At 64.5% G+C, this 25,694-nt stretch carries 18 protein-coding genes and 1 riboswitch; of the genes, 9 read left to right on the top strand and 9 right to left on the bottom strand.

From position 1 onward, the window contains the following. The first annotated feature begins 2 nt into the window (after nucleotides 1-2). From HS961_RS01720 to HS961_RS01745, 7 genes are all read left to right on the top strand, one after another. Complete coding sequence (locus HS961_RS01720; RefSeq protein WP_182326089.1) at nucleotides 3-689, top strand: GntR family transcriptional regulator; 687 nt, start codon at nucleotides 3-5, stop codon at nucleotides 687-689. After that, nucleotides 689-1,315: a pseudouridine synthase gene (locus tag HS961_RS01725; RefSeq protein ID WP_182326090.1), complete on the top strand. Its 627-nt coding sequence runs from the start codon at nucleotides 689-691 to the stop codon at nucleotides 1,313-1,315. Before HS961_RS01720 ends, HS961_RS01725 begins: the two co-directional genes overlap by 1 nt. Before the next feature lie 203 nt (nucleotides 1,316-1,518). Then, entirely contained in the window at nucleotides 1,519-2,190 is a 672-nt protein-coding gene (locus HS961_RS01730; RefSeq protein WP_182326091.1) for an ankyrin repeat domain-containing protein, read from the top strand. A 318-nt stretch (nucleotides 2,191-2,508) separates the two neighbouring features. Continuing rightward, complete coding sequence (locus tag HS961_RS23550; RefSeq protein ID WP_238347901.1) at nucleotides 2,509-2,718, top strand: hypothetical protein; 210 nt, start codon at nucleotides 2,509-2,511, stop codon at nucleotides 2,716-2,718. 114 nt (nucleotides 2,719-2,832) lie between these two features. Beyond that, nucleotides 2,833-3,189, top strand: coding sequence for an RNA recognition motif domain-containing protein (locus HS961_RS01735; RefSeq protein WP_182326092.1), 357 nt, complete (start codon nucleotides 2,833-2,835; stop codon nucleotides 3,187-3,189). A gap of 451 nt (nucleotides 3,190-3,640) precedes the next feature. Beyond that, nucleotides 3,641-5,002 (top strand): glycerophosphodiester phosphodiesterase family protein, encoded by a 1,362-nt coding sequence (locus HS961_RS01740; protein ID WP_182326093.1) that lies wholly within the window; start codon nucleotides 3,641-3,643, stop codon nucleotides 5,000-5,002. Nucleotides 5,003-5,207: 205 nt separating this feature from the next. Further along, complete coding sequence (locus HS961_RS01745) at nucleotides 5,208-5,813, top strand: DUF4304 domain-containing protein (protein WP_182326094.1); 606 nt, start codon at nucleotides 5,208-5,210, stop codon at nucleotides 5,811-5,813. Between the two features lie 38 nt (nucleotides 5,814-5,851). Here the strand turns inward: HS961_RS01745 and HS961_RS01750 are convergent, their stop codons facing one another. After that, nucleotides 5,852-6,121: a helix-turn-helix domain-containing protein gene (locus tag HS961_RS01750; RefSeq protein ID WP_182326095.1), complete on the bottom strand. Its 270-nt coding sequence runs from the start codon at nucleotides 6,119-6,121 to the stop codon at nucleotides 5,852-5,854. Between the two features lie 118 nt (nucleotides 6,122-6,239). Then, nucleotides 6,240-8,993, bottom strand: coding sequence for a methionine synthase (gene metH / locus HS961_RS01755; protein ID WP_182326096.1), 2,754 nt, complete (start codon nucleotides 8,991-8,993; stop codon nucleotides 6,240-6,242). A 34-nt stretch (nucleotides 8,994-9,027) separates the two neighbouring features. After that, a riboswitch (S-adenosyl-L-homocysteine riboswitch) is annotated at nucleotides 9,028-9,141 on the bottom strand. A 225-nt stretch (nucleotides 9,142-9,366) separates the two neighbouring features. Between metH and gltS the strand changes: the two genes are divergently transcribed. After that, nucleotides 9,367-10,605, top strand: coding sequence for a sodium/glutamate symporter (gene gltS / locus HS961_RS01760; RefSeq protein WP_182326097.1), 1,239 nt, complete (start codon nucleotides 9,367-9,369; stop codon nucleotides 10,603-10,605). 66 nt (nucleotides 10,606-10,671) lie between these two features. Here gltS and HS961_RS01765 read toward each other — a convergent pair whose 3' ends face one another. After that, nucleotides 10,672-11,127 (bottom strand): PACE efflux transporter, encoded by a 456-nt coding sequence (locus HS961_RS01765; protein ID WP_238347746.1) that lies wholly within the window; start codon nucleotides 11,125-11,127, stop codon nucleotides 10,672-10,674. A gap of 68 nt (nucleotides 11,128-11,195) precedes the next feature. On the opposite strand from HS961_RS01765, the gene HS961_RS01770 reads away from it, so the two are divergent. Beyond that, the gene (locus tag HS961_RS01770) at nucleotides 11,196-12,152 is read left to right on the top strand and encodes a LysR family transcriptional regulator (RefSeq protein WP_182326098.1); all 957 of its coding nucleotides are present in this window, start codon (nucleotides 11,196-11,198) and stop codon (nucleotides 12,150-12,152) included. On the opposite strand, the gene HS961_RS01775 is transcribed toward HS961_RS01770, so the two are convergent. The 6 genes from HS961_RS01775 to HS961_RS01800 all read right to left on the bottom strand — a co-directional run bounded on the left by HS961_RS01775 (nucleotide 12,149) and on the right by HS961_RS01800 (nucleotide 25,639). Further along, nucleotides 12,149-15,535, bottom strand: coding sequence for a mechanosensitive ion channel domain-containing protein (locus HS961_RS01775; RefSeq protein WP_182326099.1), 3,387 nt, complete (start codon nucleotides 15,533-15,535; stop codon nucleotides 12,149-12,151). The genes HS961_RS01770 and HS961_RS01775 overlap by 4 nt on opposite strands. Nucleotides 15,536-15,658: 123 nt before the next feature. Next, complete coding sequence (locus tag HS961_RS01780) at nucleotides 15,659-21,169, bottom strand: DNA repair ATPase (protein WP_182326100.1); 5,511 nt, start codon at nucleotides 21,167-21,169, stop codon at nucleotides 15,659-15,661. A gap of 139 nt (nucleotides 21,170-21,308) precedes the next feature. Beyond that, entirely contained in the window at nucleotides 21,309-23,399 is a 2,091-nt protein-coding gene (locus tag HS961_RS01785; RefSeq protein ID WP_182326101.1) for a flotillin family protein, read from the bottom strand. Between the two features lie 83 nt (nucleotides 23,400-23,482). Continuing rightward, nucleotides 23,483-24,166: a ubiquinone biosynthesis protein UbiH gene (locus HS961_RS01790; RefSeq protein WP_182326102.1), complete on the bottom strand. Its 684-nt coding sequence runs from the start codon at nucleotides 24,164-24,166 to the stop codon at nucleotides 23,483-23,485. A gap of 89 nt (nucleotides 24,167-24,255) precedes the next feature. Then, on the bottom strand, nucleotides 24,256-24,960 hold the full coding sequence (locus HS961_RS01795) for a PspA/IM30 family protein (RefSeq protein WP_182326103.1): 705 nt from the start codon (nucleotides 24,958-24,960) through the stop codon (nucleotides 24,256-24,258). 40 nt (nucleotides 24,961-25,000) lie between these two features. Continuing rightward, nucleotides 25,001-25,639 carry a YjfI family protein gene (locus HS961_RS01800; RefSeq protein ID WP_182326104.1) on the bottom strand — a complete coding sequence of 213 codons (639 nt, stop codon included), beginning with the start codon at nucleotides 25,637-25,639 and terminating at the stop codon, nucleotides 25,001-25,003. Nucleotides 25,640-25,694 lie beyond the last annotated feature (55 nt).

Raw genomic sequence — 25,694 nt, forward strand, 5'->3', positions numbered from 1 at the left:
CCATGACTGCTGTCAGCCCCACCACCATCGCAGAACGCGTCGTCGAAGCCATCCTCGCGCAGAAGCTGTCGCCGGGCGAACGCTTGGGAGAACAAGCGCTGGCAGACAACTTCTCGGTCAGCCGCACCTTGGTGCGTGAGGCGCTGATGCAGCTGCAGGCGCGCGGCTTTGTGCAGGTGCAGCCGCGCCGAGGCTGGTATGTGGTGCAACCCAGCGCCGAGGAGGCGCGCGATGCCTTTGCCGCCCGGCGCATCATCGAGGCCGGCATTCTGGAGACGGCCGGCCGCCCCATGCAGCAGGTGATCCGCCAGCTGCGGCTGCATATTGACGAGGAGCAGCGCGCGATCCAGGGGGCCGATGCCGCCACCCGCGCCTTCCTGCTGGCCGATTTCCATGTCTGCCTGGCCGAGAACATGGGCCACCGCCTGCTGGCCGATACCTTGCGCGATCTGACCGCCCGCACCACCCTGGCGGCCACGCTCTACCAGTCCGACCACAACGCCGAGCAGTCCTGCGCGGACCACGCCAGCATTGTTGAAGCACTGGAGCGCGGGGATGCCGCGCAGGCCCGCGCGCTGATGCTGGCCCACATCGGCAATGTGGAAGAAGCGCTGGAGACCACGCCACCGCCCCCGGAGACCGCGCCCGGCGAGCGCCTGCGTGCCACCCTGAGCCCCGTGCAGCGCTGATGCCCGAGCCACGCATGCGGCCGCGCAAGAGCGGCGGGCCGGTCAAATTTCTCAAGCCCTCGCAACCCGCCAGCCCTGCCGGGCCGCTCAGGTTGTTGGGCTTCCACAAGCCCTATGGCGTTGTCAGCCAGTTCACGCCCGAGGGGCGCTGGCAAGGCCTCAAGGACTTTATCGCCGTGCCCGGCGTTTATGTAGCCGGCCGGCTCGATGGCGACAGCGAAGGCCTGCTGCTGCTGACCAATGATGGCCAACTGCAGGCCCGCATTGCCGACCCGCGCCACAAGATGTCCAAGACCTACTGGGTGCAAGTTGAAGGCATTCCCGATGCAGCGGCCCTGCAGCAGCTGCGCGATGGCGTGGATCTGAAAGACGGCAAGACCCTGCCCGCCCAGGTGCGCATGCTCGACCCGCAGCCTGCGATGTGGCCGCGCAACCCGCCCATCCGCGTGCGCCAAAGCGTGCCCGATTGCTGGATTGAGCTCATCATCCGCGAAGGCCGCAACCGCCAGGTGCGGCGCATGACCGCCTCCGTCGGCCACCCCACCTTGCGCCTGGTGCGCATGGCCATTGGCCCCTACACGCTCGATGGGCTGCAGCCAGGCGCGTGGACCGATCTGGCGTTGTAAAAACCGCTGCATGGGCAGGCTGGGAGCTGTCCCGTCGCTACGGTTGTCTCCGCTGGCAGGGCGTCATGTAAGTCTTGTGCAAGAATGGCAAATCGCGCCCACCAAGCATTCACCTCCAGCTATGGTTTTGGGAGTATTGAAATCTCAGGGGCCTGCGCTGCCGTGCTGCCCCGATGCGAACAAACCGGTTCAAAGGAGACCCCATGCGCCCCTTGCTCAGCCTCTGCCTTGGCCTGGCCTTTCAACTGACGCAGCCCGTTGCCCACGCACAGAACATGACCACCCTCGCCCTGCACCAAGCCGCTGCCGGCAACAACAGCCACCGCATCCAGCAACTGCTGCAAAACGGCGGCGCCAGCGCCATTGATGCGCGCGATGCCCAGGGCCGCACGCCCTTGCTGGTGGCGACCCAGAGCAACCAGGTGGCAGCGGCCAAGGCCTTGATCGAGGCCGGCGCCGACGTGAACGCCAAGGACAACATCGAAGACAGCCCCTACCTCTATGCCGGCGCACGCGGCCACCAGGAGATCCTGCAGATGGCCCTGTCCCATGGCGCTGACCTGCGCAGCACCAACCGCTATGGCGGCACGGCGCTGATTCCGGCGGCCGAGCGCGGCCATGTGGAGACCGTGCGCACCCTCATCAACGCCGGCGTGGACGTCAACCATGTCAACCGCCTGGGCTGGACCGCGCTGATGGAGGCCATCATCCTGAGCGACGGCGGCCCGCGCCACCAGCAGATCCTGCAACTGCTGATCGATGCCAAGGCCGATGTGAACCTGGCCGACAAGGAAGGCGTGACGCCGCTGGCCCATGCCCGACAGCGCGGTTACAGCGCGATGGTGGAGATGCTGACGGCAGCGGGCGCGCGCTGATTCAACCCTCCCGCAACCGTCGAGACACGCAGAAAAACAGGGGTGGTGACCACTGCAACCACGCCTGTTTTAATGTAAGAAGATAATAAAAATTGGCTTTTTTATAACCAATGCTATATAGTGGATCGGTTGGAGAGGTCGCGACCCCATGGGCAAGCCTCTCTTTTCCGCAGGTGGCTAGCCAAGCTAGCGCCGCGTTCCTGGCGACATTCGCCTTGTTGATCTGTAGAGCAGCAGTCAACCGAGTACCTCCAAGCTCACACAGGCGGCCAAAGCCTGTGACCCTGATTGATACCCATTTCTAAGACTTTTATTTCCATCGGGAAGTACGTCGTTTCGCCCTCGACCCACCAGACCCCCAACGGTCGCTTCGGCGCGTCCTTCTCCTTTCAGCGATCACAAGGCAATGGCAGCTACTGCCGGGTGTTCCGCTTCGACAAGACCTTCGCTTCTGCGGAAGCAGCACGCATCTTTGCCGTGACCCAAGGCTGGCTCCAATCGTCCATGCCCAAGCCGCCAGTCTGTTGATGGCCGGGTGGCTGCAAAGCCCGTCCAACCCCTTGGCGATGTGGCTTGATCCTCAGCGCCGCATCCAACCCATGCGCTCCCATGGCGCAACCACTTCTAGAAAGAGACTCTGACATGAGCAACAAAATTTATGTGGGCAACCTGCCCTACTCGGTGACTGACTCCAGCCTCCACGACAACTTCTCCGAATTCGGCGCTGTGAGTTCGGCCAAGGTCATGATGGACCGCGAAACCGGTCGCTCCAAGGGCTTCGGCTTTGTGGAAATGGCCTCTGCCGAAGTGGCCCAGGCCGCGATCGATGCGCTCAATGGCATGTCGGTGGACGGACGCCAGATCGTCGTCAACCTGGCTCGCCCGCGTGAAGCATCCCGTGGCACCGGTGGAGGTGGTTATGGCGATTCGGGCTACCGTTCGAGCGGCCGTTCCGATGTCGGCTATGGCAATGGCGGCTACGGTGGTGGCCGTTACTGAGCACATCGCATCTTGAAGACCCGGCTGCCTTAGCCGGCGCCCTTCGGATCTGACCGAGCCCGCGCTCCCCGCACAGAGCCTCTCCCTGCCCTATGGCATGGAGAGGCTCTTTTGTCTTTGCTGAACGTCGACGAGCCGCCCTTGCAGGCCCTGGTCTGGCGGCTGGGTCGCGCCTGACGGGCCATTGGACAGAACACCACAGTTGCCGCGCTGCAGCATCGAAAACACTGGGCCGCGTACCGGGCTTGCACTACGCTGGTGCGCTGGATGCAGATGCCTGCGGCAACCGGTGGAGGGGTGCACTACAGAAGCTTTCAGCGGCCGACAAGGGGCCCGCACAGCACGCCTGTTGTGAGCCGTAGACGCGCGCTTTACATTGTCACAGCGCCGTCATCCCGCCCCCGCAGCATCCATCCACTGGCTGATTTACCAACCCTGGGGACAACGGAACATGACAACACACCAACCCACATTTCGCCTGGCTGCGCTGGGCTCTGCCCTGTGCGGCGCACTGCTGCTGACCGCTTGCGGCGGCGGCGATGATGACCCGAGCTTCAAGACCCTGGATGGCAAGCAGCCCCAGGTGATCGCGCACCGTGGCTACTCCGGCATGTACCCCGAGCAGACCCGCATGGCCTACGAAAAGGCCGCCGACGCCGGCGCCGACATGCTGGAGCTGGACATGCACATGACGCGTGACTGCCAGCTGGTCGCTCGCCACAACGCCTGGCTGAGCGACAGCACCAACATCGCCGATGTGGCCAAGACCAACTCCGCCGTGGCAGCCCGCAAGCGCACCACGCCTGGCGTGCTGGTGAATGTGAAATACCCCGCCATTCCGGCCAACGGCCCCAGCCAGTACCTGAACGACCTGGTCGAGCCCGGCAACCAGAAGTCGGTGCTCAAGGCCTTGATCGTCGATGGCGAAGACCACACCAATGACTGGTCGATCAGCGACTTCACGATGCAGGAAATGCGTGACTGGATCGCCGGCACCACCTTGGACAACCGCGCTGACCGCCCGACTGAGTGGAACGGCAAGCTGCCCCTGATCAGCGCCCAGGATGTGATCGACATCGCTGCGGCCAAGGGCAAGTCGCTGGGCCGCACCATCCCCGTGTATGCCGAAACCAAGAACCCCTACTGGAACAACCAGCAGGCGAGTGCCAACGGTTGCGGCAGCGGCAGCCACCCGTTTGAAGATGCCGTGATGGCGCTGCTGGAGAAGAACAAGCTCAACAGCAAGGACTCGGCCATCTACATCCAGAGCTTTGACCCCGAGAGCCTGAAGTACCTGCGCAAGGCCGGCATGAAGGCCAAGGGCGTGCAGCTGATCGATGGCAACGACTTCGACCTCAAGGACGGCTCGATGCTCTACATCACCACCGATGAATGGACCTTCATCAGCGGCCGCCCTTATAGCTGGACCTTGGCGGGCGATGCCCGCACCTTTGCCGCCATGCAGAGCCCTTCCGGTCTGGCCGAGATCAAGACCTATGCCGACGGCATCGGCCCCTGGAAGCCACAGATCCTGGCCCATTCCGTCGTGCCCTACAAGGAAGGCGCGGGCTTGAAGGACGTCAACACCCTCAAGGACACGGGCCTGATCGCCAACGCCCACAAGGCCGGCCTGATCGTGCACAGCTTCACCTTCCGCAACGAAGCGGGCCGCCTGGCGGGCATCTACCAGGGTGACCCGGTGCAAGAGTTCCTGGCCTACTACCGCCTGGGCATCGACGGCGTGTTCACCGACTTCACCCCCACCGGTGTGAAGGCACGCGATGCCTACATCGCCGAGCTGAAGAACCAGTAATCGCAGCGCAGCAGCGCTCACCCCGAAAAGGACGCCTGGCGTCCTTTTTTCATGCGGCTATCACTTGGGAAATGCGAAGGCTTTCGTGCATTGGGCAGGGAGATGTCGGATTGCGGGATAGACGCCCTCTCACCAGCGGCAAAAAGTCTTATAAACACCGAGGAGGCATCATCACCGGTATCAACACCGCGACCAGCAATCACCTATGGACCGTACAACCACCACCAGCGAACTGCGTGCGCAGTTCTTCCCGCTGCTCCTGGCCGCCGGCTTTGTTCGCCAAGGCGATATCGCCCGGCGTTTGCTGGACGGTGGCGTGGTGCATATCGTCGAGATCCAGCACCGCCCGCGCAGCGCGGTGTTCCAGGTCAATCTGGGTGCCCATCTGTTGGCACTGGGCGATGTGGCCCGCGGCACCCTACCCGCGCCGCAAACCATGCGTGACCACGACTGCGCCTGGCGCGGCTCGGTCATCGCCGGCTTTCGCAACGCCGCAGACGCCGAGTTTGCCTACGGCGCCAGCGCGCAGGATGCGGCCGAATCGGTGGCCTTTCTGGTGTCGGAATGGCAGCGGCAGTCCCAGGCCTTTTTTGCGCCACTCAGCAACTACCCCGCATCCTTTCTGGCCGCCGCCCGGCAGGCCGCGCAGGACACGGAACGGCACCCCGCCCACCTGCTCACCTGGGCCCGGGTGGCCGTCCTGTTGGCTGAGATTGCACTGGCACAGTCCATCGCCCAGGCAGCGCTGCCCCGGGTGCCGGAGCGCGCTACTTCGCTGCGTGCGAATCTGGAGGCTGTTTTGACGGGTTGATTGTTGGAAAAGACGACGAGCAGCTCGTCAACCGCGCTTTACCAATCATCCAGTGACCGAAGTTCAGAGCCGGCATAGTCGCGCGGTTCCGGGCGTGCCCGCAGTACCAGGTCGACGCCCAGAACGCTCAGGAGTTTCATCAAGCGTTCAGCGCTGACGGCCTTGGGATTGCGTTCCATCGCAGAGACCGTCTGCTGGGTCACCCCCATGCGCATGGCCACCTCTGCCTGGGTGAGCTTGGCTGTCTTGCGAAAAGCACTCAGAAATATCGGTAGTTGGCGGCTGGTGTGGACGATGAAGTCATCCATGCGTGCTCCCCATTCACAGTAACTCAGGAGCAGCTATTGTGAGGCCACAACCCATAGACTGTATTCCGAAAATACAAGTCTTGGTTTGTATTTCCGTTTTACAGCCAATGGCTTGTATTTACGCCAAATTCGGCGCCAGCGCCCGGCGCAGCACCTCGATGTCCATGCCCCGGCGTTCCGCCATGTCCGCCAGCTGGTCCTCACCGATTTCGCCGACATTGAAGTAGACGGCTTCAGGGTAGCCCAGGTAGAAGCCGCTGACGCTGGAAGCCGGGAACATCGCCAGGCTCTCGGTCAGCACCATGCCGATGTCGGCAGCATCCAGGGCCTGGAACAGGTCGATCTTGGCGGTGTGGTCGGGGCAGGCGGGGTAGCCGGGGGCGGGGCGCACGCCCTGGTATTTTTCCTTGATCAGCTCGGCGTTGCTCAGCGCCTCATCGGCGGCGTAGCCCCACAGATCCTTGCGCACGCGCAGGTGCAGGCATTCGGCAAAGGCTTCGGCCAGGCGGTCGGCCAGGGCCTTGAACATGATGCCGCTGTAGTCGTCCAGCGCTGCTTCAAATTCCTTGTCCTTCTTCTCGGCGCCGATGCCAGCGGTGACCGCAAACAGGCCGGCGTAATCGCCAATGCCCGATTCCTTGCTGGCCACAAAATCGGCCAGGCAGCGGCTGGGGCGCATCACGTTATCCACCGCCTGCTTTTCGGTTTGCTGGCGCATGCCGTACCAGGTCAGCAGCTCGGTGCTGCGCGACTCGTCGGTGTAGAAGACGATGTCGTCGCCCACCCGGTTGGCGGGGAACAGGCCCATCACGCCATTGGCCTGCAGCCAGCGGCCTTCGATGATCTTTTTAAGCATGGCCTGGGCATCGGCCAGCACCTTGCGTGCCTCCACACCGACCACTGCGTCGTCCAGGATGGCCGGGTACGGGCCGGCCAGGTCCCAGGTCTGGAAGAACGGGCCCCAGTCGATGTACTGGGCGATCTCGGCCAGGTCAAAGTTCTTGAACACGCGGCGGCCCAATACGCGGGGCGTGACGGGCGGGTGCGCGGCAAAGTCCACCGGGGTGGCATTGGCGCGGGCCTGCGCCAGGGTCCACAGCGGGGTCTTCTTCTTGTTGGCGTGCTGGGTGCGCACCTTGTCGTAGTCGGCCTCCACCTCCTGCAGGTAGCGGTCCTTGTTCTCGCCGAGCAGGCTCTGGGCCACGCTCACGCTACGCGAGGCATCGGGCACGTAGAGCACGGGGCCTTCGTACTTGGGGGCGATCTTCACGGCCGTGTGCACGCGCGAGCAGGTGGCGCCGCCAATCAGCAACGGAATCTTCTTGATGCGGAAATAGTCGTCCTTGTGCATCTCGCCGGCCACATACTGCATCTCTTCCAGGCTGGGGGTGATGAGGCCGGACAGGCCGATGATGTCCGCGCCCTCGGCCTTGGCGCGCGCCAGGATCTCGTGGCAGGGCACCATCACGCCCATGTTGATGACCTCGAAGTTATTGCACTGCAGAACCACGGTGACGATGTTCTTGCCGATGTCATGCACATCGCCTTTGACGGTGGCGATGACGATCTTGCCCTTGCTCGATACATCGAGCCCCGCGGCCTCTTGCTGGCGCTTTTCTTCTTCGATATAGGGCACCAGGTGGGCCACGGCCTGCTTCATCACGCGGGCCGATTTGACCACCTGGGGCAGGAACATCTTGCCGGCGCCAAACAGGTCGCCAACCACGTTCATGCCGTCCATCAGCGGGCCTTCAATCACATGCAGCGGGCGCCCGCCACCTTGCACCACGATGGCCTGGTAGGCCTCTTCAGTGTCTTCGGTGATGAAGTCGGTGATGCCGTGGACCAGCGCATGCGACAGGCGCTCGCCCACGCTGCGCGGGTGGTCCGGCGTGCCGCGCCATTCCAGCTTCTTGCTGTCGTCCTTGGCGCCGCTCTTGGCGCTGTCGGCCACTTCGACCAGGCGCTCGCCCGCATCAGGGCGGCGGTTCAGCACCACGTCCTCCACGCGCTCGCGCAGCACCGGCTCCAGGTCGTCATAGACGCCGACCATGCCGGCGTTGACGATGCCCATGTCCATGCCCGCCTGGATCGCGTGGTACAGGAATACGGTGTGGATCGCCTCGCGCACCGGGTCGTTGCCGCGGAACGAGAACGACACGTTGGACACGCCGCCGCTCACCTTGGCGCCGGGCAGGTTCTGCTTGATCCAGCGCGTGGCCTCGATAAAGTCCACGCCGTAGTTGTTGTGCTCTTCAATGCCGGTGGCCACGGCAAAGATGTTGGGGTCGAAGATGATGTCCTCGGGCGGGAAACCGACCTCGTCGACCAGGATGCGGTAGGCGCGCTCGCAGATTTCGATCTTGCGTTCGTAGGTATCGGCCTGGCCTTTTTCGTCAAAGGCCATCACCACGGCCGCCGCGCCATAGCGCTTGACCAGGCGCGCATGCTTCTTGAACTCGTCCACGCCCTCTTTCATCGAGATGGAGTTGACGATGCCCTTGCCCTGGATGCAGCGCAGGCCGGCTTCGATCACCTCCCATTTGGAGCTGTCGACCATGATCGGCACGCGGGCGATGTCGGGCTCGGAGGCGATCAGGTTCAGAAAACGCACCATCGCCGCCTTGCTGTCGAGCATGGCTTCGTCCATGTTCACGTCGATGACCTGGGCGCCGTTCTCCACCTGCTGGCGCGCAACGGCCAGCGCCTCTTCGTACTGCTCGTTCAGGATCAGCCGCGCAAAGGCCTTGGAGCCTGTCACATTGGTGCGTTCACCAACGTTAACAAACAGGCTGTCCCCAGCGATGAACACGGGCTCCAGGCCCGACAGGCGCATGGGAGGGACGGAAACGGGGACAGCAGACGCGGACATGGAGCTCACCTGTGACAACCAAAAACAGAGACAGAACAGGTGAGCGCCGTTGGAGCGGGCCTGGCAAGGCAGGCCCGTCGTCCTGCCCCAAGCCTGACAGGCTTGTGGTGGAGGTTCCACCCAGCCGGCTGCAGCGCTCCTTGGGACAAGGCCAGGCATTTTAATCCAGGCCAGCCGCGGTGGCTGCTGCGGGGGAACTTTCCAATAGCCAGAAACACCAAGTTCTTTCGTTGGTTATAGCCTTATTCAATCATAAGATGCTTTGACTTTCATCCATATTGCAGCACTTTTCTGGCAAAAACCGCCATTCCACAGCCAACACCGGCTTTCTGTATTTAACCAGGTCAAGGCCTGCCATTTGAGGAGAATTCCCTTGCATCTGAGTTTCAGTGCTTACTACACCCTGATCTTTGCCGTTCTGGTGCTCTTGCTGGGCAAGCTGCTGACCCGGCACATCCGCTTTCTGCGCGACTTCAACATCCCCGAACCGGTATCGGGCGGGCTGGTTGTCGCAGCCGTCATCTTTGCGCTGCACCAGCTCACCGGCCTGACCCTGGCCTTTGCCACCGCGATGCAGACCAGCTTCATGCTGGTGTTCTTTTCATCGATTGGCCTGAGTGCCAACTTTGCCAAGCTGCGCGAAGGCGGCATGGGCCTGGTGTTGTTCCTGGGTGTGATCGCCGCCTTTATCTTTGTGCAAAACGGCGTGGGCGTGGGCCTGGCCACCTTGCTGGGGCTTGATCCGCTGATCGGCTTGGTGGCAGGCTCGATCACCTTGCTGGGCGGCCACGGCACGGCCGGCGCCTGGGGCTCGGTGCTCGAGAACCAGTACGGGCTGAGCGGCGCCACCGCGCTGGGTATTGCCTGCGCCACCTTTGGGTTGGTGATTGGCGGCCTCTTGGGCGGCCCGCTGGCTAAGCGCCTGATCACCCGCCACCAGTTGGCCCAGCCTCGCAGCATGGCCACCCCAACAGCCAGCAATGCGGGCAGCGCCAGCGACGGCAAGGAACCGGCCAACTTTGAAACGCCCAATACAGCCCCCCGCCTGATCACTGCCGAGGCCGCCATTGAAACCCTGGCGCTGTTTGCCGGCTGCCTGGCCTTTGCCGAGTTCATGACCAGCGCCACCCAGGGCACCAAGCTGCAGCTGCCCACCTTTGTCTGGGCGCTGGGCGGCGGTGTGGTGATCCGCAATGTGCTGGACTATGGCTTTGGCTTCAAGGTGTTTGACCGTGCCATCGATGTGTTCGGCAATGCCGGCCTGTCCATCTACCTGGCCATTGCGCTGCTGTCGCTCAAGCTCTGGGAGCTGGCGGATCTGGCCGGTCCCTTGATGATCATCCTGGCTGTGCAAACCATCACCTTGGCGCTGTTCGCCGCCTTTATCACCTTCCGCATCATGGGCCGCAACTACGATGCGGCCGTGCTGGCCGCCGGCCACTGCGGCTTTGGCATGGGCGCTACCCCCACGGCTGTTGCCAATATGCAGGCCATCACCAGCCAGTACGGGCCATCGCACAAGGCATTTTTGATCGTGCCGCTGGTGGGCGCCTTCTTTATCGACATCATCAATGCCTTTGTGCTGCAGCTGATGATTGCCTGGCTGCGCTGAGGCAGTTGCCATATAGAAACGGGGCGTCGTGCAAACACGATGCCCCGTTTCGTTTTCAGGCCAGGATTACTGCGCCGATTGCGGCAGGCCAAAGATGCGGTCAAACGACCAGTTGAAGACAAAGGTGTAGACCAGGAAGAACAGCAGCAGGCCGATATCCATCACCAGTGCTTCCCAGAGGCTGACCTTGAACCACCAGGCAAACAGGGGGACGAGCATAAAGACGAGGCCACCCTCCATGCCCAGCGCATGCGCAATGCGGCGGCCCATGCCGCGCCCGCGCGTGGCCTGGCGCGCTTCCCAGCGCTCGAACAAATGGTTCCAGACCACATTCCACACAATGGCGATCACCGACGACACGGCGGCCACCACGCCCGAATGCGCGGCGCCCTGGCCGGACAAGGCCGACAGACCGGCGGTGGCCGCGATGATGGCAATCGCCTCGTACAAGGCGACATAGACGACGCGGCGCATGGGCCCTTGCAGTGACAAGGGGCTGTTGTGTATTTTTTGAACTGACATGGGGCGCTATCTTATGTGTCATCAGCTGATAACATAAGTCAGAATCTTTCAGAAAAATTGATATACCAATGCGCAGCGCTTTTGCCCCCTTCGACTCTGACACCATCCAGACCTTGTTGGCGGTGCTCGACCACGGCAGCTTCTCGGCGGCCGCACGCGCCCTGGGCAAGGTGCCTTCGGCGGTGAGCATGCAGATTGCCCAGCTGGAGGCGGAGCTGCAGATGCCACTGTTTGCCCGCGTGGGCCGCGAGCCAACGCCCTTGCCGGCGGCGTTGGCGCTGGAACCGCAGGCGCGCCTGCTGGCCGCACAGCTGCAGCAGCTCAATGCCCATGCGCTGGCCTTGGAGCAAGGGCTGGAATCGCGGCTCACCGTCGCCATCGCACCCGAGCTGGTGTCCGCGCCTTGGGCAGCACCCTTGGCGGCCTTGGCGCAGGAGTACCCGCAGCTGGCGGTGGAAGTGCTGACCGCCCCGCAGGCCGATGCCTTGACCATGCTGCACAGCGGCCGCGCGCAGCTGGCGCTGGTGTTTGAGCGGCCCAGCCTCGATGGCCGCGAAGGTTTTCAGGAAGTGGCGACCGAGACCTTGCTGGCTGTCATCGCCCCCAGCCACCCACTGATGCAGTCACTGGACCATGCACCTCCGCCGGGCGAAGCGACGCGGCCCCAGCTGCGCGAACACCACCTGACCAATACCCGGCAGATCATCGTCGCCAGCCGCGACTGGTCGCTCAGCCATGAGCGCCTGGTCTATGCCCGCGATGTCTGGCGCACCGACAACCATGCGGCTGCCTTGCAGATGGTCAGCGCCGGCATTGGCTGGGGCTGGCTGCCCCAGCCGCTGGTCGCGCCACTGCTGCAGTCGGGCGCGCTGGTGGCGATGGAGTTTGCCAACCTCAGCAACGGTGCCCAGCTGTATGTGGATGTGGTCTGGTCCAAGGAGCACCCGATGGGCCTGGCCGCCAAGCGCTTTGTGGCGCTGGTGCAGGCGGCATCACAAGCGCCACCGTCGGCAGAAACACCTTAAGCGCCCTGCGCCTCCTGTGGCGCAGCAGCGGCTGGCGGCAGATCGCGCACATGGATGTCCATCTGCGGGAAGGCCACTGCAATGCCGGCCGCCTTCAGGCGCGCATTGATGCTGCGGTTGAGGTCGTTGCGCACCGGCAGGCGGTCGTCCACCGCGCCCACATAGACGCGCAGCTCAAACTTCTGGCCCTGGCCTTCGAGCGCCATGAACCAGCAATTGGCCTCGGGCTCGCGCAGCACCTTGGGGTGCTCGGCCGCAATCGCCAGCAGCATGCGCTGCACCTCGGCCGGGTCGCTGCCATGGGCCACGGAGACATCGATGATCAAACGCGTCACATCGTCACTCAAGGTCCAGTTCGTCACCTGGCCGGTGATGAAAGTCTTGTTCGGAATGACGATTTCCTGGTTGTCAAAATCCAGCACCGTGGTCGCGCGGGTGCGGATGCGGGTGACGGTGCCGGTGTGCTGGTTGATGGTGATCACATCACCGACGCGGAAGGGCCGCTCCACCAGCAGGATCAAGCCTGAGACAAAGTTCGCAAAAATCTCCTGCAGACCAAAACCCAGACCCACGGTCAGCGCGGCGGCCATCCACTGCAACTGGCTCCAGCGCAGCCCCAGCAAGGACAGCGCGCTCACCGTGCCGGCAATCGTGATGCCATAGCGCGCCAAGGTAGCCATCGTGTAGCGGTCCGAACTGCTGACCCGGCGCGTGCTGGAGAACACTACCTCGACCAGGCCCGGCAGATTGCGGGTCAGGCTGAAGGTCATCAGCAGGATCAGCGCGCCGATCAGCAGGTCCATCAGGCTCACCGGTGCGGGGCGGGCAATGCCGCTGGCCTCCGTGTTAGTGGTGTACCAAAGCACCACCCCTTCAAAACGCAGCAGCGCCGGCAGCACTGGCGACCAGGCGTACACCAAACTCAGGGCCACCAGCACCCGCTGCAGCAAGCCCAGCAGGCGGTGCGCCTGGGTGCTCACCGTCACCAGCGCCATTTGGCTTTGCTCATCGCTGGCATTGGTGTTGGCATTGCTGGCAGTGCCCGTGCCGGCATCGGCAGCCGCCGCGGCATTGGCCGCCTGGCGCTGCAGCGCTGCCGCGCGCAGCCGGTTCAGCGCCAGCCGGCGCTCACCCAGCAGCAGCCAGCGCCGCAGCAGGCTCACCAGCACCTCCGCCGCCGCCAAAAACACAAAGCTGCTCAGCAGCGCCTGGATCACCTCGGTGGCGGTGTAGACATAGCCCAGCACAATGCCCACCAAGGTGATGGCCAGCACCAAGAGCGCCGCCACGCTCACCACCTGGCTCCAGCGCAGGCCCGGGCGTTGCTTGAGCACGCTTTGCCGCAGGTAGCGGAAGGCCATCCAGGCCAGGCCCAGGGTCAGCACCAGCAGGCACATGCGGCCCCAGGTGCTGATGGCGGAGTCGTCGTGGCTGTAGAAGGCCAGGCCACCCAGCAGGTCGATCGGCACGATCAGCCAGGTCGCGCGCAGCACCATCTGGCGCAGCACCTGCACCCGCTCACGCGGCCAGCCAAAGTGCGCAACGGCCAGCCCGCAGGGGCGGAACAGCACATTCAGCAAGGTCACCACAAACACAAAGGCGCTCAGCTGCTCCAGCGCCTGGCCCAAGGGCTCCAGCGCCACCGGGGCGGCGGCCGATTGCAGCAGCACCCCAAGCGCGGCGGTGGCAAAGCTCCAGGGCAGCGCATACAGCAGGCTCCAGCCCAGCGCCATCAAGGTCAGGCCAAAGTGGTCTTGCGAGAAGTTATCCACCTGCTCGGCAATGGCCTGCAGCTTCTGCAAGGCATAGCGGCGCAGGCCCAGCAGCAGCAGCACGCCGGCAAAGATGCCGGCATAGATCCAGAGGTTGCGCAGAATGCTGGCGCCCAGCACGCGCGCCGTGTTCCAGGGCGAGGCATTGGCACTGGGCTCCAGGCCTGCAGGGTCGGCGCTGCGCAGCACCGAGCGCCATTCGTCCAGCCAGCCGCCGCCCATGGCCAGGTGGCTGGGGAACCACAGCAGCTCCTTGTCCATCACCTGCCGCAGCGCACTGCCACTCTTCAAGGTGGATTGCAGCGCGGCATCGGTCTGCTCCAGCACGGCGATGCGCCGCAGCAGCAAGGGCTGCAGCTGGTCGATCAGCGCGGCCTGCTTGGTCCACAAGGCCGTGTTCTGGACACCGCCGCGCGGGGTCATCGCCGCGCTGCGGCCGCCACCGACCGCCGCCGTGCCATTGAGGTCAAAGCGCCGCTCGCTGGCATTGAACAGCGCCAGGCGCAGCTCAGCCAGCTGCCGCAGGGTGGCCTTGCGCCGCGCCTGGAGGGTGTTGACGGTGGGCAGCGCCACCCGCTGCTTCCACAGCCACTGGCCCACTGATGCGCTTCCGCCCAAACGCAGGCGGGCCTGCGTGTCGCGCAGCGCAGAGGCCAGCTGGCTTTGGCGGTATTCATCGCTGGCCAGCGCCTGGCGCTCCTGCACCAGGCGGTCGTTGTGCGCCAGGATCTGTTCGGCCAGCGTGGTGTTCTGCTGGGCCACATCGCGCACGGCGGCGGGCGCCTCGGCCACGTCGCTTTCGGCAGCCTGCGTTTGCTGCACCTGCTGCTCCAGCTGCTGGCGGGCGCGGTCGGCAATACGCTGGTTCAGCCAGGCCACGCGGGGCGTGCGCTCCAGCAACTCGCGGCGCTGGGTTTGCAGTTGCACATCCAGCAGGCGCTGGCGGGTTTCTATCGTGGATTGCTCTTCCTGGCGCAGTGCCAGTTCTTGTCTGGCGCGGCGGTTTTCAGCATTGCGGCGCAGTTGGCGCGCCTGGGTCAGAGCGGTCGATTCGCCGGGTTCGGCCGTCACCGGCGTGGCCGTTTCCTGCACGCGCTGCTGCAAGGTGGCCAGGTCCGTCCGGCCATTGCCGGGCTGGGCCACCAGGTTGGCCTGCTCGGCCGCTGATTTCTCGATGCCGGACTTGAGCGCGGCGATCGCTTCGCGCTCATCGGTCAGCAGCTTTTCCAGCACTTCCTGGCTGGCATTGGCGGGCACGCGCTCTTCCCAACGCGCCTGGATCTGCCCCAGCTCCTGGTCGCTCAGCGGCGCTGGCGCTGTGCCCGCAGGGGTCTGCACCCGGCTGCGCAGGCGTTCGAGCGACTGCGCCAGCGCATCGGCCTCTTGCTCGGCGGTGGCGGTGGCCTCACGCTGGGCCTGGATGGCACGCTCTTCATCACTGCTACTGCTGCTGGATGAACTGCCCCCCAGGCCCGCCAGCGAGGTCAGTGACTGTGCAGACGCCCCCGATACCAGGGACAGCAGGCAGGCGCAGAGCAGCAGCCACAGGGCCGGCAGCCACCAGCGTGGCAGGCCCTGGCGGGCAAAAAGAGAGAGGGGGGAGGCGCGCATCGGCACAGTGTATCGGTATGCGCCATGCCCCATGGCTAGGACAAGGGCGCTGCTTGCACCTGATAACAATGCTTTCAACGTCCCTGGCAGTTGCCGCTGCAGATACCAGGGACGCTGGGATGCTTAGCGTGGTGGGCGGCCGTCCTGCATGCGGTCAAAGGCCTTGTCGATATCGTCCGCCTGCAAGGTGGGCTGCAGCGGCTGGCGGCCAGCGCGCTGCTGGTCGATCTGCTCTTGCATGCGGGTGGCGACCTGCATCAGCACCCGGTGCAGGCCCAACTGCTGGCGCCGGCTTTGGTCGAGATGCTCGACGACCGGTTGCAAGGACTGCAGCAGCAGCTCGCCGAACTGCTGCACAGCCAGCTCCAAATGCGGCGCATCGGCGGTTTTCTCGGCCTGCGGGGCCGGAGTGCTGTCCAGCACCGCCTGGCGGATGCCATCGAGCGACTGGCCCACGGCGGTTTGCGCCTGGCCCCACTGCGCCAGCAGGCGCTGCAGGCCCTCTTGCGCGGCCGTATCGCCCAGCTGCTGCGCCTGCTGGGCCTGGCCCATGGCGCGGGTGGCAGCCACCAGGTCGACCAGCTGGGTGGTCACCCGGGTGGCGGCATCGGCATTGGCGCCGCCGGCGGCCTGCTGGCGCTGGAACTGGGCCTTGATCTCGGCCCAGCGCGCCTGGCCCTGTGCATCGGCACTGCCGCGCAGCTCGGCGAGCTTGAGCAGGTTTTCCTCGGCGCCGCCGGTCAGCATCTGCGCCTCGCCCTGGTAATGGTCGCTCAGCATCTGCGCCATCTCGGCATCGTTCATCACCGGGGTGATCTTCTCGGCCAGCTTGTTCATGTTGCGGTAGCTGCCCTGCAGCTTGAACGGCGGCTCCGTGCGGTAGTGGTCGTCCTGCGCGGCGCTGTGGATGTACTGCTGGTTCACCTTGAACACCAGCTCGCGCACCTGCAGCATGCGCTGGAGCACGGCCTCCATCTCGCGCAGCTCGGCGGCCGCGTATTCATGCGACAGCGCATTGGCCGACACCTCCTTGCCCTGCACCCGGTCGAGCAGCAGGTACAGGTCTTGCAGGCTGCGGGTGGCCATCGGCGCCAGCACCGCGTTCGAGGTCATGCTGTTCTCGATATAGCTGAGCTTGAAGACCTCGTCCATGCCACCCAGCACATCGCCCAGGTTGTAGATGTCGGCGCGGTTGGCCAGCATGTCCGGGATCTTGAACACCTCGCCCGATTCGGTATAGGGGTTGCCGGACATGACCACGCAAAAGCGCTTGCCGCGCATGTCATGGGTCTTGGTCTGGCCCCGCCACACGCCCTCGATGCGGCGCGTGCCGTCAGACAGCGAGATGAACTTCTGCAGAAACTCGGGGTGCGTGTGCTGGATATCGTCGATGTACAGCATCACATTGTTGGCCATCTCCAGCGCCAGGTTGAGCTTCTCCAGCTCCTTGGCCGCCGTCGCATCGGGCGCCTGCGCCGGGTCGAGCGAGCGCACCGAGTGGCCCAGCGCCGGGCCGTTGATCTTCATGAAGATGAGCCCCAGGCGGTTGGCCACGTACTCCATCAACGTGGTCTTGCCGTAGCCGGGCGGCGAGATCATCATCAGCAGGCCCATCTGGTCGGTGCGCTTGTTCTCGCCCACCACGCCAATCTGCTTGGCTAGGTTGTCGCCAATCACCGGCAGGTAGATCTCGTTGATCAGCCGGTTGCGCACAAAGGACGACAGCGGCCGGGCCTTGAACTCCTCCAGCCTGAAGCGCGCGCGGTAGCCGGCCAGCAGCTGCTGGCGCAGCGCCTGGTAGCGCTCCCACTGCGGCAGGTAGCGGCGGTAGTGGCGCGCGGCACGCGTGGTCAGCTCATCGAGCTGGATGGGCAGGCGCCCGCCCTGCACCCGGCCATGCTGGCCCAGCAAGCCCTGCACCTCGCAGCGCAGATCGGCCGTGCTCAGCTGGTGGGTCAGCTCAGCCTGGCAAACCAGCCAGGCTGCCGCCTCGCTGCAATAGGGCAGCCAGGCGGCGCGTTCGGCCTCTGGAGCGGCCTGTGCCACCGTTTGCAGCCAGTGCAAGGCACTGCGCCAGCGCTGGGCCAGCGGTGCAGCGCTGCGCTCGCGGCTGGCCTGGCCGGCCTCGCCGCCTGCCCAGTAGCGCTGCAGATCGGCCCAGTGCAGCCCTTCTTTGGGGCCGGCCTTGAGCGCCTGCTGTAACGCGGCGATCACCGCCTGGCTGGCGCCCGAGAAATGGAAGCGCAGCGCCTTGTGCGCCAGCTCGGCCTGCAGGTAGTCGGCGGCGGCGCGCAGCAGGTTGTCGGCCTCGCTGTCCCACTCGCCGTCATCAGGAACAGCGGTTGCGGCGGCTGCCAACAGGGGACTGGCCGGGTCGGAGCGCAGCAGCGCATCGAGCAGGCCCTGCTCCTGCGCAAAGTCGCGCAGCTGGGCCATGATGTCGGTCTGCAGCGCCAGGCGCTCGGCTTCGCTGCCCAGCAGCTGTTGCATGGCCTGGGCCTGCTGCGCGCGCTCGGGCCAACGGGCAATGCTGCTGGCGCGTTGCGGCTGCTGGATATGGGCCTGCTGGCTCCAGAACAGCAGCGCCAGGCTGCGGGCCTGCGGTGCATGCCGCAGCACGCCGGCGCCATCGGCCAGCGGCACCAGCGCCTGCAGAATCAGCGCCGCATCATGGTCGTGGATGCCGCGCTCATAGCCATCGCGGTAGCGCGGTGCAGAGAACTCGCGGATCGCCTGGGTCAGCGCCTCGGTATCGGGCAAAAGCTGGCGCAAGCGGTCCTGGCTCCAGCCCTCGCGGCCGGCACGCACCGCTTGCACCACCTCCAGCGCCAGGTACTCGCCCCGGTACATTTCGGCCGATTCAGCGGGCGAAGAGGCATCCCAGTAGGCCTGCAGGCCGGCCAGCTCGGCATTGTCCACCGCCTCGAAGTACTCGGTGCCCACCAGGTGCAGGTAGAGCTGCCCATCGCGGGGCAGCAAGGTCATGTCCAGGTCCTGGTTGCCGACCGAGAAGCGGTGGCGGCCCAGGCGGATCAGCTTGCCATCGCCCTCGTACAGATCGGTGCGGTCCTGCAGCGCGCGGAAGGCCTGGTCGCGCAGCGATTTGATGCGGCTGTCGATGTCATCGGCCTTGACGGGGTCCTGCAGCTCGCCGCGCAAACGCCCGGCCAGTTCCTTGAGCTTGGCGATCAGCGGATCGCCGGCAAAAAAGGCATGCAAGGCCTCGGGGCTGGCGATCTTCTCGGCGCGCTTGGGGAGGCCCTGCACAATGCGCAAGGCGGCATCGAGCACGCCCTGCGCGCGGCGCTGGCGCTCGTCCTGCAAGGACTGTTTGCGCGCCTCAAAGGTCTCCAGCACCTCTTCGCGCTTGGCGATGATGTCGGAGAGAAACTGCGCATGCTCGCCAAACTGGCCCTCGATGTCTTCGAGCTGCACCAGGAGGCGCGCCAGTTGCTCATCGCATTTCTCAGGTGTCTGGGCCAGGTTCAGCCCGCTGACAATGCTTTGCGAAAACAGCGCCAGCTGCGCGGCAAACTGCGCCAGGTTCTCGGCACTGCCCAGGCCCGATTTGCGCTGCTCGGCCCGGGCCCGCACCTGGTTCAAGCGGGCGTAGATGGCCGAGATGCGGTCTACCACCGCCGTGCGCTGGGTGGCATCGTCGATCTTGAGGCTGCCCATCAGCTCGGACAGCAGATCGAGCGCGGCCGACATCTGGGCCATCTCCGCCAGCGGCTCGGCCAGCTGCACCACCGTGGTCGCCGCCTGGGCCTGCTGGTCCAGCGCCTGCAGCTGCTCCACATAGGGCTGCATGGCAGCATCGGTGGCAATAAAGCCCGCCGTGCGCTGCGATACCTCGGCCTGCGCCTCGTCGGCCGTCTGCACCATGGCCTCGATGGCTGCGGCATCTACATAGCGCAGCTCGCGCGTGGCCAGCAGCTGGCCGCGCAATGCCGCCAGATCGGTCAGCGCGCCCACATAGTCATCGATGCTATCGCCATCGGTCAGGCGTATCTGCTTGAGCAGCTGCGCATGGCGGCTGCTGACCTCGCCCATGGCCTTGGCCGAGGCCTGGCGGATGCTCTCCACCTTCTCGTATTCGTCGAGCACCGCATCACCGGTGGCGACAATGCCCAGCAGGTTCTGCTGCAGCGCCTGCATGGCCGGGCTGCTGAGCCAGTGGTAGCGCTCAAACAGGCGCCGCGCGGTGTCGATCAGCCGCTCGTAGCGCGGCAGCGATACCTCGGGCGCAGCGATCTCCTTGCGCACGCTGTACAGGTCGGAGATACCACTGACCAGCTCGGCATTGCCGATGCGGCCCAGCGCGCTGTCTTTCTGCGGCTGGCGCGCGGCATAGTCGTCCGACGCAAACGGCGTGCGCCACAGCTGCATCGGGTGAACGCGCGAGGCCTCGTTGCTCTCGGCGGCAAAGATGACGATGCGGCCATCGTCCATGCGCGCATAGCCATGGCCGATGATGGGCGGCTGCAGCGCGCGCTCGATCAGGTTGTACTTGAACAGCGCCATGCGCCCGCTCTCGGGCTCGTAGAACACATAGAGCACATCCTCACCATTGGGCGAGCGGATGCTGCGCCGGTAGCGCATGCCCTGCATGTTCTGCTCAAAAGCGCGGTGCTCGCCGTTTTGCAGGTAGTAGCCGCCAGGGAAGATGATGCCGTGGTCCTGGGGCAGCTGGATGCAGGCCGCGCCAATCGCATCCATGCGCAGCACCTGGCGCGACAAGGTGTTGTAGACCAGGTAGCGCCACTGGTCCTCACGGTAAGGCAGGATCTTGAGCAGGATCAGGCTGCCCACCGCCGCGTATTCAAACACGGCATCGTCGAGCGACTGGTTCTTCTCTTGCACCGGCTCGCGGTAGAGGCCCAGACCGTCATTGGTGTTGTTCTCGACCTTGATGGTCAGGTCACCATCGAGCGTCTCGACAAACACCTTGTCGAGGATATTGATGTGCGGATGGCGGCCCTGCACCAGGTGCTCGCGGCCAGCGCGCTGCCACTCAAAATCATGAGGCGCGGGCAGCTCGATATCGCGCTCGCCCCGGTTGTCGATGTAGCGGATCTGCTGCCCATCGGGCGATACCGACCAGCGGAACACCCGCACATCGCCCAGCCGTTCGCCAATCTGAAAACTCGCCAGCAGCTTGCCATCACGCACCGCCAGCTGCATCAGCTTGGTGTGTTTGTAATAGGCGTACAGCTCCTGGAAATCCTGCACAAAGCTCTGGATGCCTAAAAAGCTGTCCTTGGTGTCCACCGGCGTAACTTCATAGCCCTGCTCGCCCTCATGCAGGCGGTAGAGCGCAAACACATCGTCGATGCGCGTCTCCTGCTTGAGGCCCATGAACACGTTGTAGCCAAACAGCAGATAGCCGCCCACCTGGGCGATATCGCGGCCCAGGCAGTTGTTTTCGGTGCGCACCCGCATGCGGGCGATGACCTCCATCTGGCTGCGGCCAAACTCCTCCAGCCGCGCTTCGTTCAGTTCACGCGCCAGGGTCTCCAGCGCCTGGCCCTGGGCATCGAGCCGCTTGGCCAGCACTTCATAGGAGCCGCCGCTGGCGACGGCGTCGTCAACGGCAGAGCGGTCCGGTTGGTCGTTGGATGGGGTAGTGGACATGGCTTGAGCGGCAGAGAGTGCGGTGGGGCATGGCAGACCAGCGCGGGGGCTGGGGCCTGCCTTGCAAGAGGGCTAGACGCCCAGAGGAAACGAGTAGACCGGGGGCCAGGCCTGAAGCTTGGCCTAGCCTGGCGCCAGGTCAGGACTCGGTCGCCGAGGGCGGCAGGCTCTTCTTGTCCTGGCCACCGCCCAGCAGGTTGCTCAGCGCATCGCTGGGCAGGCCCTTGCCGCCGATGAACTTCTGCAGCAGCTCCTGCACGATGGGGCTCTTGGCCGAGACACCTTCTACCGCCTTGCCCACCGACAGCGCCTTGGCAAAGTTGTTGAAGAAATCGCCACCGCCGCCGACGATGTCGATATTGGCCTTGGACAGCGCAGCCGACAGCACCTCGGCCTGCTCCTGCGCCACGGTCTTGTTCGCCTCGATGGCGGCCAGCGCCTGCTCGAAGTTCTTCTCCAGCTGCATGCGGAACTCTTCGTGCGAGCGGGCCTGGTCGGACAGCGAGGCCAGCGCGCTGAACTTCTCGGTCAAACCCTTGGCCTCGGCAAACAGCTTGTCGCGCAGCACATCGGCTTCGGACTGGCCCACATCGCGGGTCACTACGGCCTTGGTGTTGCCCACCTGGGCCTCACCACGGGCCTGCGCCATCAGGCGCTCTTCCAGCACCTTGGCATCGGCCAGGCCCAGCTTTTCGTTGGCATCGGCCTGGGCTTCGATCACCCGCACTTCGGCCAGGCCCTTTTCCTCTTCGCCCTTGGCCTGGGCAATGAGCTTTTCCGCAATGATCTTGGCCTGCACCATGCCTTCGCGCTCGATGGCGGCTGCCGTCACTTCGCGCACCTTGGCATCAGCCAGGCCTGGCGCTGCGCGCTCAACCTCGATGGCCTCGGCCATCTTCTTCTTGGCCTCGGCGGTCTTGCCGGCGGCTTCCAGCTCGGCCTGGGCCAGGTTGGTCACTTCGATGGCCTTGTGGCGCGACGCGGTTTCATCGGCCTCGGCCTTCTTGACCTGGCGCACCATGTCTTCTTCGGCCTGGGCCTGGGCGGTCAGCACGGTGACCTGCTTCATGCGCTCGGCTTCGGACACCACGCGCACTTCCTTGATGCGTTCCTCTTCCTGGGCCACGCCCTTTTCGACCACCACGCGCTCGCGGATGACATTGGCGATACTGGCCTTCTCGACTTCGATGGCCTTTTCCTTCTCGATGCGCTGCAGCTCCACCTCGCGCTGGCGCGAGACCACTTCCAGGTCCTTGGCGCGGGTGACCTTTTCAATCTCGATCACCACCGCGCGCTCGCGGTTCTGCTGGGCCACTGCGACTTCGCGCTGGCGGTTTTCTTCGCGGATATCGAGCTGCTCCTGCGTCTGGATGCGGGCCTGCTCGGCTTTCAGGCGCTCTTCTTCCTGCACCTTCTGGGTTTCGGCCTGCTCGCGCGCCTGGATGGTGGCGATCTCGCGCTTCTGGCGCGCTTCGGCATCGGCCTGCTGGCGCTCCAAGGCCAGCATGGCTTCCTTGGTCTCGACGTTCTTCTTGGTCACGGCCAGCTCGGCATTGCGTTCGAGCTCGTTGGTGACGATGTTCTGGTTGGCCGTCAGCTCGGTGATCTTGCGGATGCCTTCCGAGTCCAGGATGTTGTTCGGGTCCAGCGAGGACTTGGAGGTCTGCTCCAGGTAGTCGATGGCCACGTCTTCAAGCACATAGCCGTTGAGGTCGTTGCCGATCACATGGATGATCTGGTCGCGGAACTCCTGGCGGTTCTCGAACAGCTTCACAAAGTCGATCTGCTTGCCCACGGTCTTCAAGGCCTCGGAGAACTTGGCATTGAACAGCTCGTTGACAGCGCCCTTTTCCGAGGCGCGGTCCACGCCAATCGCCTTGGCCACCTTGAGCACATCGGCTGCGGTCTCGTTGACGCGCAGGTAAAAGGCCACGGTGATGTCGGCACGCATGTTGTCGCGGCAGATCAGGCCTTCCTTGCCACGGCGGTCAATCTCCAAGGTAATCAGCGAGATGCGCATGAACTCCTTCTTGTGGATCACCGGCAGCACCATGCCGCCGGTGAACTTCACCTTGGGCTGCGAGGTCGTGTCATTGATGATCAGCGCCGTGCCCTGGGGCACCTTGATGTAGAAGGCCTTGACCAGGGCAAACAGGCCCAGGATGACGATGAAGATCGAGCCGATCACCACGCCCGCGACGATGTACCACTCCAGATTTCCCCAATTCATGCGTATCTCCCTATCAGTATCAGTCTTAAAAAAACAAGGCGAATGCGGGCCCGCCGCGCGCTGGCGCGGGCGGGGCGCGCGTGTCAAACAGGTGGCTGCAAGCCAGGTATCTCGTTGCCGTCAAACTCGGCCTTGCTGACCACGCGCCAGGCGTTGTGCACTGGCAGATGTTCGATCAGCACAATCTCGGTGCCGCGCGGCAGGTCACGATCGGGCGAGCGCATCTGCACATTGAGCCCACCGCCGCCGTCATCGACGCTGCCATAGCCCTGGGTAGCGTTGACCACCCCGCTGCGCACCAGGCCCGTGCGGCCCAGCAGCACCTGCGGGGTTTCGGGCGGCGCAATACGCGCTACCAGGCCGCGCAGCGGCCGCAGCAGCACCACCGTGGCGGCAAAGCCCAGCACCAGCGCGGCAACCGCCAGCGCGCTGCCGATGAGCAGGTTAAGCCAGGCCCAGCCCTCGGGCATGGGCACCAGGTGGCACAGCACATAGGAGGCCAGCCAGGACATCAGCAGCAGCACCGTCAGGATGACGGTGGCGGGAATGCCGCCCAGCCCCACCTTCAGCAGCAAGCCGGCCAGTGCGCTGACCGAATGCTCGACACCATGGGCATGGTCGCTGCCATCAAACAGCAGCCACTGGTCCAGCGAATCGGTCTCCACCAGGCCCAGCAGGGCAATCAGCCAATACAGCAGCATGCACAGCAGCAGCGCGCCAAAAATAAAGGTTGGAAAGCCCAGTGCGTAGTGCAAAAAAGCCGACATGGCAGACCCCTCTTGTTGGTGTGCAGCGGCAGGCCAAGGCCTGCGCGCACTTGTTGTGTGTTGTCGGGCCAGCAGGGGCCCTGCCGCGATCAGCCCTCTTTGGAGCCGCTGCGCTGCGCCTTGAGGCGCTCCAGCACCGACTGCGCATTGCCTGCAGAGGCGGTGATGCCGGCAGCGCGCAGCTTGGCGTCGAGTGCGTCTTCGCTGCTGCTTTGCGCCAGCTCGGCCGCACTTTCCATGCGGGCACCGCGTTCGGCCTGCTTTTGCTTGATGCGTTCTAGCGAATCCAGCGCCGTTTGCACGCGCGACTGCGAGCCGGTGTAGCGGCCCGCCACGGTGGCCTGGGCGCGCTGCACGCTCTCGGTGGCCTTGACGGTATCGGTCTGCTGCTTGAGGCGCTTGATATGGGACTGCGCCGTCTGGATGGCGTTGCGCAGCTGCTCCACGCTTTGGCTGAAAGCGCTCAGCTGGGTCTCTTCCTCGTTGCGCTGGGTTTCCAGCAGAGCGACCTTGCCGGCCACTTCCAATGCCAGTGCTTCATCCTGGGTTTCCAGCGCCTTGATCGCATAGCCTTCGTACTCGGCAATCTTGGCCTGCGTGGTCTGCAGCTTGCCAGCGGCGAGCTTTTGCTTGGCCATGATCTCGGCCAGCGCTTCCTTGGAGCGGTTCAGGTCGTTGTCGGCGTCGCGGATTTCCTGGTCCAGGATGCGCAGCGCCTGGCTGTCGGTCACGGTTTCGCCCGCTTCATGGGCGGCGCCACGCAGGGCGGTCACCAGCTTGTTCCATACGGTCATCATGTTCTCCTTGTACTGTGGGTGGTGGGCCTGCAGTCCGTCAGACCTGCGCCAAGGTCAGATAGGGTGCCAGCGCCTCAGTGGCCTGGATCACGCTGTCAGCCAGGATCAGGATCTCGGCCAGGATGTCGTCCGTGCTGCTGTTGGCGCGCATCGCGGCGAACATCACATAGCCTTCGCCGCCATGGGCCTGGGGCTCCAGCGCCATGGTCGTGAACGGAAACAGCTTTTGCAGCCGCAGAATCTGGGCATTGAGGCCCGCGCCATCGCGCACCTGGTTGGCGGGCCACAAGAAGGCCTCAACCACCAGCTGCTCGCCCGACAAGGCCACATGCACGGGCAGGTCGCCAAAATCCGTCAAGGTGACCAAGACACTGGCCTCGGCCCCGTCGAACACTTCGATGTGCAACTTGCCCTCGCGGGCCAGCGCCGATGCGTGCAGCTCTTCGGCCAACGCGTGAATCGTGCGGTAGTGGTGCTTGCTGTTTTCCATGCTGCCCTCCTGGTGGTTGATGGCGATTGAACCCGGTTGTGCATGCGGCTGGCGCATCTGGCGCTCCAGCAGATGCAGGACCGCGCTGTACTCTGGGAGTACCCAGATTTCTTTTTTCACCAGGCCCTGCTCCCGCAGCCGTTGGCGGTGCAGGCGCTGGTAGTGGGCTGATGTTTTTTGTTCCATGGGCCTACCATAGCAGTCATCACATGTGATGTGTACATGTAATAGTTTCAATATG

Source organism: Comamonas piscis, from assembly GCF_014109725.1.
Taxonomy (GTDB): Bacteria; Pseudomonadota; Gammaproteobacteria; order Burkholderiales; family Burkholderiaceae_C; genus Comamonas; species Comamonas piscis.

What these genes read in the sequence shown, in the direction of transcription:
- HS961_RS01720 (WP_182326089.1), top strand. Translation starts at nt 3, where the DNA reads ATGACTGCTGTCAGCCCCACCACCATCGCAGAACGCGTCGTCGAAGCC.
- HS961_RS01725 (WP_182326090.1), top strand. Translation starts at nt 689, where the DNA reads ATGCCCGAGCCACGCATGCGGCCGCGCAAGAGCGGCGGGCCGGTCAAA.
- HS961_RS01730 (WP_182326091.1), top strand. Translation starts at nt 1,519, where the DNA reads ATGCGCCCCTTGCTCAGCCTCTGCCTTGGCCTGGCCTTTCAACTGACG.
- HS961_RS01735 (WP_182326092.1), top strand. Translation starts at nt 2,833, where the DNA reads ATGAGCAACAAAATTTATGTGGGCAACCTGCCCTACTCGGTGACTGAC.
- HS961_RS01740 (WP_182326093.1), top strand. Translation starts at nt 3,641, where the DNA reads ATGACAACACACCAACCCACATTTCGCCTGGCTGCGCTGGGCTCTGCC.
- HS961_RS01745 (WP_182326094.1), top strand. Translation starts at nt 5,208, where the DNA reads ATGGACCGTACAACCACCACCAGCGAACTGCGTGCGCAGTTCTTCCCG.
- HS961_RS01750 (WP_182326095.1), bottom strand. Translation starts at nt 6,121, where the DNA reads ATGGATGACTTCATCGTCCACACCAGCCGCCAACTACCGATATTTCTG.
- metH (WP_182326096.1), bottom strand. Translation starts at nt 8,993, where the DNA reads ATGTCCGCGTCTGCTGTCCCCGTTTCCGTCCCTCCCATGCGCCTGTCG.
- HS961_RS01765 (WP_238347746.1), bottom strand. Translation starts at nt 11,127, where the DNA reads ATGTCAGTTCAAAAAATACACAACAGCCCCTTGTCACTGCAAGGGCCC.
- HS961_RS01770 (WP_182326098.1), top strand. Translation starts at nt 11,196, where the DNA reads ATGCGCAGCGCTTTTGCCCCCTTCGACTCTGACACCATCCAGACCTTG.
- HS961_RS01775 (WP_182326099.1), bottom strand. Translation starts at nt 15,535, where the DNA reads ATGCGCGCCTCCCCCCTCTCTCTTTTTGCCCGCCAGGGCCTGCCACGC.
- HS961_RS01780 (WP_182326100.1), bottom strand. Translation starts at nt 21,169, where the DNA reads ATGTCCACTACCCCATCCAACGACCAACCGGACCGCTCTGCCGTTGAC.
- HS961_RS01785 (WP_182326101.1), bottom strand. Translation starts at nt 23,399, where the DNA reads ATGAATTGGGGAAATCTGGAGTGGTACATCGTCGCGGGCGTGGTGATC.
- HS961_RS01790 (WP_182326102.1), bottom strand. Translation starts at nt 24,166, where the DNA reads ATGTCGGCTTTTTTGCACTACGCACTGGGCTTTCCAACCTTTATTTTT.
- HS961_RS01795 (WP_182326103.1), bottom strand. Translation starts at nt 24,960, where the DNA reads ATGACCGTATGGAACAAGCTGGTGACCGCCCTGCGTGGCGCCGCCCAT.
- HS961_RS01800 (WP_182326104.1), bottom strand. Translation starts at nt 25,639, where the DNA reads ATGGAACAAAAAACATCAGCCCACTACCAGCGCCTGCACCGCCAACGG.